Genomic DNA, 9,776 nt, shown 5'->3' on the forward strand with positions numbered 1-9,776 from the left:
GATGCCATTTTTGGTGTTTTTCTTTTTTGCCAATGTATTTTCTCGATAATATGTTATTTTTTATTCTCAATTTTATTTCTTGCCTATGTAATTCCACTCCTGTGACAGTTGGGGTGCGGAATGTGGGCTACAAAGAAGCAAGGTAAGTAGTGAAACAGAATTAATTACACAATGTCATTGCGTAAGCGTTGCGTGGCACTAGCCATATGGAACGAAGTGAAATGAAGCAATCGCAAGGGTTGTGATTGCTTCTCTTCGCTCGCAATGACTGTAAATATTTTTGTCCAATTACTTACAGATAAACGTCAATCCCCACACCTAAAAAATTGGCTGAAAGTGGGTGTAAATAATGTCCATATTGTTAAAACGGGTAGAGTCAGCTTTAGGATCGCAACCTACGATCATGATGCGTTGACCCATTTCAGCCATAGCGGCTAAAGTATTTTGAGAAGTGGTAGATTTACCGATACCGCCCTTGCCGTAGAAAGCTATCTGTCTAATTTTTTCTTCAGTCATTGTTCGTGTTTCCTAGAATTAGTTGATTGGTGGTTTTGTCTGTTGGTTCTCACGGCCAAAGTTCTACGGCGGTGAGCGTTTGTAGAACGTCGCTATCTATGGAGGCGATCGCTCTACAGAAAATCGAGTGGTGTTCATAGTATTTATGAGGTTGTAAGGATTTTTTTCTTTGTCAGTTGTAGGGGTTTACGGCGTAAACCCTTACCATTAGCTGTTTTTTTCTAAACTGCTTCGACAATAATTTCTTTACTGATGCGATCGCGCAATCTCGCTTCAATCGCAATCTTTAAAGTTGCAGTGCTGCTAGAACATGAACCGCAAGCACCTTTAAGAATTACTTTAATTTTATCGCCTTCAACATCATAAAGTTCTACATCTCCCCCGTCGGCGATTAACACGGGTCGGACTTCTTCATCTAATACTTTTTGAATCAGGGCAATTTTTTGAACTGTAGTTAATGGTCTTGTTTGCTCTGAACTAGGAATTTCTGTGTTAGCTTTCGCCTTGTAGCTGTGGAGATTTTTGTTGGCGGCTTCCTGCTTTACTTCTCTTATTATATCATCAATCTTCGTTAAACAAGAACCGCATCCGCCACCAGCTTTTACATAATTTGTTACTTGCTCTGCACTGAAGAGATTGTTTTGTGCAACTGCTTTCTTAATCTTAGCATCAGTTATTCCGAAACAGCTACAGATGAGGACACCTTCTTCATCGTCATGTGCCTCTAGAGGAATACCACGATAATTATAGATAGCAGCTTCTAAAGCCTCTTGACCCATAACAGAACAGTGCATTTTCGCTTCAGGTAAACCACCTAAATAATCAGCAATTTCCTTATTTGTTACTCCTAAAGCTTCATCTAAAGTCAAACCTTTGACCATTTCAGTTAAAGCGCTCGAAGATGCGATCGCACTTGTACAACCGAAAGTTTGAAAACGGGCATCAAGAATTTTATCTGTTGCTTCTTCAACTTTCAAATGTAATCTTAAAGCATCACCACAAGCAATACTTCCCACTTCACCAGTTGCCACCTTCACACCAGCTTCGCCAGTTTCTTCAATTGCACCCTGGTTTTTAGGATCGTAAAATAACTCTAATACTTTATCAGTGTAGTCCCACATAATTGATTTTAGATTTTGGATTTTAGATTTTGGATTGGTGATTTGTCATTAGTTAGTAGTAAATGAAAACTGACTAATGACTAACTACTAATGACTACTGACCATTGACTGTTGTTGTAACCAATCGGCATTATCATTCTTGAAGGGAGATAAAGCCCGAAGACGGTCAACAATTTCCGGCATTACGGCAATTACTTGATCAATTTCAGCTTCAGTTGTGTAGCGAGAAAGACTGAAGCGAATCGAACCATGTAAAGTAGTGTAAGGTAAACCCATAGCTCGTAAAACATGAGAAGGTTCTAGAGAACCAGAAGTACAAGCAGAGCCAGAAGAAGCGCAAATACCGTACTTATTTAAAGAGAGCAGAATTGCTTCACCTTCAATATATTTAAACCCGATATTCGTAGTATTTGGTAATCTATTTTTGGCATCACCATTTACTTCACAATCAGAAATTTTAGCTAGAAGAGACTGTTCCAAATAATCACGCAACTTTGTTAATCTCTGAGTTACTTCTTCTAAATGTAACAGTTCTAATTCCGCAGCTTTTCCTAAAGCAATAATTCCCGGAACGTTTTCTGTACCGCCTCTGCGTCCTCGTTCTTGGTGTCCACCAACTAATAGAGGACGGAAACGAACGCCACGTCTCACATACAAAGCACCAATACCTTTGGGAGCATGAATTTTGTGACCAGATATAGTTAACATATCTATGGTGCTGGTCTTCATATTCAAGGATATTTTGCCTACCGCTTGCACCGCATCAACGTGGAAGAGAGCGCCATATCCCTTAACCATAGCACCAATTTCTTCAATTGGAAAGATAGTGCCGGTTTCATTATTGGCATACATTAATGTCACCAAAGCAGTATTACCAGTTAGAGAAGCTTCTAGCTCACTCAAATCTATTTGTCCCTTAGCATTTACTGACAAATAAGTAACTTGATAACCTTTGGATTCTAATTGTTTGCAGACATTTAAAACTGCTGGATGTTCTACTTGGGAAGTGATGATGTGACGTTTTTCAGGTTGAGCTAATAACGCCGCATGAATAGCAGCATTATCACCCTCAGTTCCGCAACTGGTAAAAACAATTTCCGATTCATCTGCTCCCAGTAAAGCCGCTACTTGTGATCTAGCCGTGTTTACAGCCTTCCCAAGTTGTCCACCAAAAGTGTGCATACTAGAAGGATTAGCATAATAGTCCGTCAAATAAGGCATCATTGCCTCAACAACTTGAGGATCTATTTTAGTGGTGGCATTATTATCAAGATAGATGCAATTATTTTGCATGATTTTCTCTATAAAAGTATAAAGTGATAAAGAAGGAGTCAGGAGTCAGGATTATGGCTAACGCCACGCTATCAGGAGTCGGAATAAAGATAAATATAAATATTCCCTATTCCCTGTTAAGTAGTCGGACAAAATTAAATTCACTCGTTGAGAGAGGGAACAGGGAACAGGGAACAGGGAACAGGGAACAGAAAAATCAGTTGTGTAATTAATTCTGTCCCATTACTTAACTGTCACCTGTCACCTGTCCCCTGTCACCTATATAACTGCTTCTCCTTGATGCTTTTGCAACTGTTCGGAAAACTTCTGAGAATAGGACTTATACCAATTTTCCCAATAATCTTGTTTATTGGTTAACTGTGCTAAAACCCGGTTGTAAGTAGCAAACCAACTTTCCCAATAATCACTAGGTTGTTTAACGCAACCATCAACAGTAGGACAACTGGCCTTACATTGAGGTACAGTGTGAATACTACCAGCGCAATTTGTGCAAAGTTTAGAGTCAATCCAGTAATTACCGTCAACTTCTTGAATTGCACCGGTAGGACAAACAGATAAACACAACTTGCAGGAAATACACTGGCTAGTAATTTCGTAAGCCATGATTATTTACCTCGGAGATTTTAGATTTTAGATTTTGGATTTTAGATTGGAGTCTATCAAATCCAAAATCCAAAATCCAAAATTGAATTACCCATTAGCCTGAACATATTGCTCGTAAAATTCTAAAGCAACCTTTTCAATTACGTCGTAGGCTTCAACAGTTTGGATTCCTGCTGCTTCTAATTTTTCCTTGGGACAATTGCCTATTTTCGATACCAAGACTGCTTTACAATCTGCGATTGCTTTCATTATATTGTCTGCTGTAGCTTCTTCGCTGTAACCACCTTGACAATATTGATCAATCTTGCGGTGACTAACAAAACGAACTTCATTACCATCAACTTCATAGACTTGAAATTCCTTCGCGTGTCCGAAGTGTTGGTTAACTAATCCACCGCCTTTTGTTGCTACTGCAACTAGGATTTTAGGACTATTAGCAGATTTTTTGCCAGTTGATGCTTTATCTTTAGCAGCCTTAATTTCTTCTCTAAATTTCTCAATCCCTTCGTGAACTTCTTGACGGGTTTCAAAGTTATATTCTGGAGCCATTTCCATGAACTTATCTTTAGTAAATTCTTGGCTACGGTCTTCTCCTAATAATCCTACCGCATCGGCTCGACACTGGCGACAGTGGCGCATCATTTTCATGTTACCAGAGCAATTGTCTTGGACTTCCTTCAGTTCTTTTCCTGTTGGTCCACGTTGACCAGTTAAACCAAAATGAGTCCCATGTTCTGGTGCAGAAATTAGCGGCATAATGTTATGTAAGAATGCGCCTCTCTCACGAATAGCCTTATTAACTTCTACCAAATGTTTGTCATTAACTCCAGGAATCATCACGGAATTAACTTTGCATAAGATATCAGCTTCCTTGAGAGCTTGCAATCCTTCCAACTGTTTTTCTAGGAGAATTTTTGCTCCTTCAATTCCTCTGTAACGCTTGCGTTTATAGTGAACCCAAGAATAGATTTCTGCACCTATTTCGGGGTCAATGGTATTAAGGGTAATAGTAACGTGATCTATATTTAATTGTTTGATGCGATCAATATATTCTGTGAGCATCAAACCGTTAGTAGATAAGCACAATTTAATATCTGGTGCTTTATCGGCAATTAATTCAAAAGTCCGAAAAGTTTTTTCTGGATTAGCCAAAGGATCACCAGGACCCGCAACTCCCAACACAGTCATTTGGGGAATTTTTCCGGCAATTACTAACACTTTATGTGCAGCTTCTTCCGGTGTGAGCAATTCGCTCACTACTCCAGGACGACTTTCGTTAGCGCAGTCATACTTGCGGTTACAATAGTTACATTGAATATTGCAAGCTGGAGCGACGGCAACGTGCATCCGTGCATAGTGATGATGAGCCTCTTCACTATAGCAGGGATGTTTAGAAATGCGCTCTATCATTCTTTGATCCATTTCTGGAGTTGTGGTGCTATCGCAACCACAAGCAGCAGATGTAGCGGGGGTGATAATGGCATTCTCGAAGTCGGAGGTGAGAATATCTGTAGCAGGTAGTGTCATTGAATTTCGCTGTTGCAGGTGGACTTGAGAGCCACTGTGGGAGATGCTTTTACTACTGGCAATATCTAAATTATTTTAGATATGGTGCTAATCTCATCCCTCCACTCACTTTTGACTACTAACTTTGTTTTGTTAAGGAGCGTTAAGTGATTGGCGATAAATGATTTATAGCAGCCCTTTTTTTTGCCCCCTTTGGTTTACACCAGGATAGAACTTATTGGATTTATTATGTTTGTACTCAAATCCTTAAATCCTTGCATTGCAACGATACAAAAATTAAAAAAGATTTTTTCAGGTAGGGGTACGAGTATTTATAGTTAGGGGTACGAGTATTTATAGTTAGGGGTTCAGGATTTCTTTGTACTCATCTCAAACTCGATATCTGCAAGGGTTTTGGCTATATTTTTAGCGAATTTTCCTGATATTCGACTGTACTCAACTTTCCTGCAAATTCTCCTAGAAACTTTTGGTCTTCAGAGATTTGAGGTTAAAAAACTGGAGTAAAATCAACCCGATTACTCCAGATACGTGGGAAATTCAATTCTGTATACAACCTATCATTTTTTTTGGCGTAAAAATGCAATTTATATTTTTTTAAGTTTTTGATTATTAATGACATTTTTATGGCTGTATTGCTTGCTGTACAACAAATACAGCCTAATTACACTATCTATATTAATGCAGATAATTTGCAAAAGATTTAATTTTTTGATCATTATTTTTTGATGATATTGATAATTATGTTAGCTATGAACTTTTCCCCATCACTACGCTATAAATATAGTAAACAAAGCACATTAGGAAAAATGTGATCAAAGCTATTATTATCGGGAGCATCCCAATTTTGCAGAAATAAGCTGGCGATTGGAAATCACGGCTATAAGTAGTGAGACAGAATTAATTACACAATGTCATTGGGAATGGAACGAAGTGAAATGAAGCAATCGCAAGGGTTGTGATTGCTTCCCTTCGCTCGCAATGACTGTAAATATTTTTGTCCAATTACTTACAAACAAAGTCCGCCTACGCGGACTAGGGAAATTTGGCGTTGCTGAACTGAAGTATGAAATTGAAAAATCAATGACTTCAAACTCTTACTCTCTGTGACTGGAGCGCCTCTGCGTGAGGTAAAATCATATTCTGAATCAGCAACGCCGGAAATTTAAAACCCACGCAGGTGGGTTTTGCCTGTGTAGTCCTGACTTCCAGCCGCATGGATTCTATATTTTGGGTAAATTTGCATATTTGGGATACTCCCTTGTTATCCATCTTGATGATAATTATGAAGCGGATACTGTTACGTTACAAGATTTGATTTATTTGTACGCACTGTGAGCTTGTAATAAATCAGTAGTATTAGGATGCAAGCGTCTTTGTGGCTGACGTGACGGGTGTTTGTAGTTCTCAAAATTTGGATTCGGTAAAGTTGCTGAATGCAGATTTAGTTATTGATTTTTGACATTTCGTTACTTTCTGTTATATTTACAAAAGTGTCTGTTAGGTAATTCAGAAAATCTAACTTGACAATATGGCTGGGTAACATATTAGTTTTATTTAATAGAGGGTAAATTAATGAAGAAACAGTTAAACACTGCGTTACGGAAAACGTCAAGTCTGGGGCTAATGTTACTACTCCCTATATTGGGAAATTTACTCTTTTTAGCTAATGCTAAGGCAGAGTTGAATAGCAGCCTGACAATTGAAGTAGAGGGACTCAAAAACAAATCTGGACAAATTTGTGCCACGCTTTTTGATAAAAGTCAAGGATTTCCTCGTGATAGCAAAAATGCTTTACAATCTCAATGTATCAAGATCACAGAAATGTCTCAAAAACTGACTTTCAATAACTTGAAAGCGGGTAGTTATGCTGTTGGATTAATTCATGATGCCAATGAAAATGGTAATCTCGATACTGGTTCTTTTGGTGCGCCCATAGAAGGTTTTGGGTTTTCTAATAATCCAGAGGTTTTCACCGGACCGCCTAAGTTTAATGATTCGGCTGTTACTGTATCTAAAACTAATACTGATATTAAGATCAAGATGAAATATTTCTTCGGTTCTTAGTTAGAGATAGCGTAACCTACAATCAGTAATTAACAGTGGGTTACGCTGCATTAATTTTATGTTCTTTTTTATCCATTTCTCGGAGGAAAAAATTAACTCAGCTACACAGCTTAGATAATTGGTGATTTCGACGAACCCTGCGCGAAAAAATTTGCCGTTTGCGAACTAATAAACTAGAATTTTTATAATAACGATCAACACAGAGAAAATTTATCATTTTTTATTTTGTATCCCCACATACAGCAAACAAATCCGAAAACAAAATAAAGAAATCCACCTTTCCACTACCAAAATAATAAAATACTAATAGTAGTAGGTAATACATAAAATCTATATTTAAGTAATTGGACAAAAATATTTACAGTCATTGCGAGCGAAGGGAAGCAATCACAACCCTAGCGAACTGCTTGCAGCAGCGCTAGTTCCCTCCGGGACGCTCCGCGAACGCTATTACTTCATTTCACTTCCTTCCATATGGCTAACGCCACGCAACGCTTACGCAATGACATTGTGTAATTATACTCAAAACGACTAGAAGCTGGACTTTTTTATCATACAAAGAACAAGGTTCAAAGCCTCTCCAGTGTTAAATATTATTCCTTTTCCCTCTCCTAAGAGGAGAGGGTTAGGGAGAGGTTTACCAGAGGGGTTTCATATTTGGTTAAACTATGAACCGTTTGCAGTATAATTCTGTCTCACTACTTTACTGTCATCAAGACAACGTTTCTCAGGAAATGAGTACAACTAAATATATGGAAAAATATCTTGCCTAAATAGTTGCAAAGTCCTACAGATTAAGAGGTTTATGGTGAGTACAAAAAAGCTGCATCCCTGATCTGAAAATACCAGTACCCCTGTGATTAAAAGCTAGTACCCCTACCCCAAGAGAAAATGTAAAGTTCTGTTAAATAGGCAGTTAAACATATTGAGTACAAGCTTAATAAATTTAATAAATCTAATCTGCGTTGCTAATTCTGTCTGTTTGGAAGTTATCTGATATAAGCATGAAAACAGTACAGGATTTTTTCACCTAACAATACCAATGCACCAGTCATTAAACAGGATCATTAAGACTGAGACTGTAAATACAAAGCTACGTAAACATGAAGGTTTTAGATTTTTTTTAGAACCATTAATCAGTGATTTTCGGATTATTTTTGAGCGTGATCCAGCAGCACGTAATTGGTTAGAGGTCATATTTTGTTACCCCGGATTTCATGCTCTGTGTTTACATCGTCTGGCACATTGGTTACATATCCACAATGTGAGTTTTATTCCCCGGTTGATTTCTCATTGGGGACGATTTTTCACAGGTGTTGAAATTCACCCAGGGGCAAAAATTGGTAGGGGTGTATTTATTGATCATGGCATGGGTGTTGTGATTGGTGAAACTGCTATTGTGGGAGATTATACACTCATTTATCAGGGTGTAACATTGGGAGGAACGGGGAAAGAAAGTGGTAAACGTCATCCGACATTGGGTAGTAATGTTGTTGTCGGTGCGGGTGCGAAAGTATTAGGAAATATTCAAATTAGCGATCGCGTCCGTATTGGTGCAGGTTCAATTGTCCTGCGTGATGTGCCTCCAGATGCCACCGTTGTAGGCATTCCTGGCCGGATTATTGCTCCTAAGTCTCATAACCGCATTTCCCCCTTAGAACATGGCAAATTACCCGATATAGAGGCAGGTGTGATTCGTTCTTTACTCTCGCGGATTGAGCAGTTAGAACAACAAGTCCAAACTCTCACTAATCATCACCAAGATGATCAATAAAGTTAACTCCATAAATTGTGAATTACTGATGTCACCAAATTGTAACTTTTTAACTGTCGGTGAACAAATTTTGCAAGTTCCTTTAGGTGATAGATGGTGTATTTATCATCGGTTGCAAGAGTTGATGATTTCCTGTTCCTGTCCCCCGGATGGGTCTTTGCGCGTGCAAGTTAATAACCTAGAAGAAGCGATTCTTGTTCGTAGTACATTGATGCAATTTTTTGCTTCCCGTCATCAATTAGTGACATGGTTAGAGAATTGTTTGTGTAACGGTGTTGAGTAAAGATTGCTGGAAACAATCATGTTTTTTTGATTAGTGCGACTGATAACAATTGATAATTCTAGCCCTGTCTAATCCAAAGCATATCAGAGGTTAATTTTTAATGCAAGTCTGATTGATCTCAAGTCATTATTCACTCACAAAATACCTTGCATATTCCAGATAATTCACATAAGCTAAGGTTCACTCAGTTAGCTAAAACTAAAAAAATTAGTAATTGCTGATGGGAATAACTTGTCCCTTATGTTGATTGCAATTGTCAATGTCCAATTATGGTGATTAATCGTATTGATAGGAAGTTACTGCAATTTCTGCAAAAAGAACTGGCACTTTCCCAGGCTGATATTGCTGTAGCAACGCGACATCCTGAGTTCAATCATGGACCTTTACCGATGCTGCTTTGGCAATATGGTTTAGTGGATTTACAACAACTAGACAGAATTTTTGATTGGCTTGCAGAACATCCTGAATTGAGGTAGATGAAAAATTACCAGTAAACATAAGAGGTAAGAATTATGATTACTAGTTTGGTTGCTGGTATGAGTATGTTATTTTTTACAGGATTTACTAATATTTGTCTGGGTTATTGGCTATTAAC

At 38.2% G+C, this 9,776-nt stretch carries 8 protein-coding genes and 1 pseudogene; 4 read left to right on the forward strand and 5 right to left on the reverse strand.

Features of this window, described 5'->3' with window-relative positions; all coding sequences use genetic code 11:
• Positions 1-366: 366 nt before the first annotated feature.
• The 5 genes and pseudogenes from IQ228_RS13435 to nifB form a co-directional block, all read right to left on the reverse strand.
• Positions 367-516: pseudogene (locus IQ228_RS13435) on the reverse strand (AAA family ATPase); the annotation flags it as partial.
• 221 nt (positions 517-737) lie between these two features.
• Positions 738-1,637, reverse strand: coding sequence for a Fe-S cluster assembly protein NifU (gene nifU, locus IQ228_RS13440; protein WP_027404310.1), 900 nt, complete (start codon positions 1,635-1,637; stop codon positions 738-740).
• 87 nt (positions 1,638-1,724) lie between these two features.
• A complete protein-coding gene (nifS, locus tag IQ228_RS13445; RefSeq protein WP_027404311.1) occupies positions 1,725-2,930 on the reverse strand; it encodes a cysteine desulfurase NifS in 1,206 nt (401 codons plus the stop codon).
• A 258-nt stretch (positions 2,931-3,188) separates the two neighbouring features.
• Positions 3,189-3,533 (reverse strand): DUF362 domain-containing protein, encoded by a 345-nt coding sequence (locus IQ228_RS13450; RefSeq protein ID WP_027404312.1) that lies wholly within the window; start codon positions 3,531-3,533, stop codon positions 3,189-3,191.
• Between the two features lie 87 nt (positions 3,534-3,620).
• Positions 3,621-5,060 (reverse strand): nitrogenase cofactor biosynthesis protein NifB, encoded by a 1,440-nt coding sequence (nifB, locus tag IQ228_RS13455; protein WP_193963118.1) that lies wholly within the window; start codon positions 5,058-5,060, stop codon positions 3,621-3,623.
• Between the two features lie 1,623 nt (positions 5,061-6,683).
• Between nifB and IQ228_RS13460 the strand changes: the two genes are divergently transcribed.
• From IQ228_RS13460 to IQ228_RS13475, 4 genes are all read left to right on the forward strand, one after another.
• Entirely contained in the window at positions 6,684-7,124 is a 441-nt protein-coding gene (locus IQ228_RS13460; protein WP_228043865.1) for a DUF2141 domain-containing protein, read from the forward strand.
• 1,042 nt (positions 7,125-8,166) lie between these two features.
• Entirely contained in the window at positions 8,167-8,898 is a 732-nt protein-coding gene (gene cysE / locus IQ228_RS13465) for a serine O-acetyltransferase (protein ID WP_027404316.1), read from the forward strand.
• A gap of 28 nt (positions 8,899-8,926) precedes the next feature.
• Positions 8,927-9,181, forward strand: coding sequence for an Asr1405/Asl0597 family protein (locus IQ228_RS13470; protein ID WP_027404317.1), 255 nt, complete (start codon positions 8,927-8,929; stop codon positions 9,179-9,181).
• Positions 9,182-9,450: 269 nt separating this feature from the next.
• Positions 9,451-9,657 carry a DUF2949 domain-containing protein gene (locus tag IQ228_RS13475; RefSeq protein WP_027404318.1) on the forward strand — a complete coding sequence of 69 codons (207 nt, stop codon included), beginning with the start codon at positions 9,451-9,453 and terminating at the stop codon, positions 9,655-9,657.
• Positions 9,658-9,776 lie beyond the last annotated feature (119 nt).

The sequence above is a fragment of the Dolichospermum sp. LEGE 00246 genome (genome assembly GCF_015207865.1).
GTDB classification, from domain to species: Bacteria; Cyanobacteriota; Cyanobacteriia; order Cyanobacteriales; family Nostocaceae; genus Dolichospermum; species Dolichospermum heterosporum.

Coding starts and splice junctions, on each gene's coding strand:
- nifU (WP_027404310.1), bottom strand. CDS start 1,637: ATGTGGGACTACACTGATAAAGTATTAGAGTTATTTTACGATCCTAAA.
- nifS (WP_027404311.1), bottom strand. CDS start 2,930: ATGCAAAATAATTGCATCTATCTTGATAATAATGCCACCACTAAAATA.
- IQ228_RS13450 (WP_027404312.1), bottom strand. CDS start 3,533: ATGGCTTACGAAATTACTAGCCAGTGTATTTCCTGCAAGTTGTGTTTA.
- nifB (WP_193963118.1), bottom strand. CDS start 5,060: ATGACACTACCTGCTACAGATATTCTCACCTCCGACTTCGAGAATGCC.
- IQ228_RS13460 (WP_228043865.1), top strand. CDS start 6,684: ATGTTACTACTCCCTATATTGGGAAATTTACTCTTTTTAGCTAATGCT.
- cysE (WP_027404316.1), top strand. CDS start 8,167: ATGCACCAGTCATTAAACAGGATCATTAAGACTGAGACTGTAAATACA.
- IQ228_RS13470 (WP_027404317.1), top strand. CDS start 8,927: ATGTCACCAAATTGTAACTTTTTAACTGTCGGTGAACAAATTTTGCAA.
- IQ228_RS13475 (WP_027404318.1), top strand. CDS start 9,451: ATGGTGATTAATCGTATTGATAGGAAGTTACTGCAATTTCTGCAAAAA.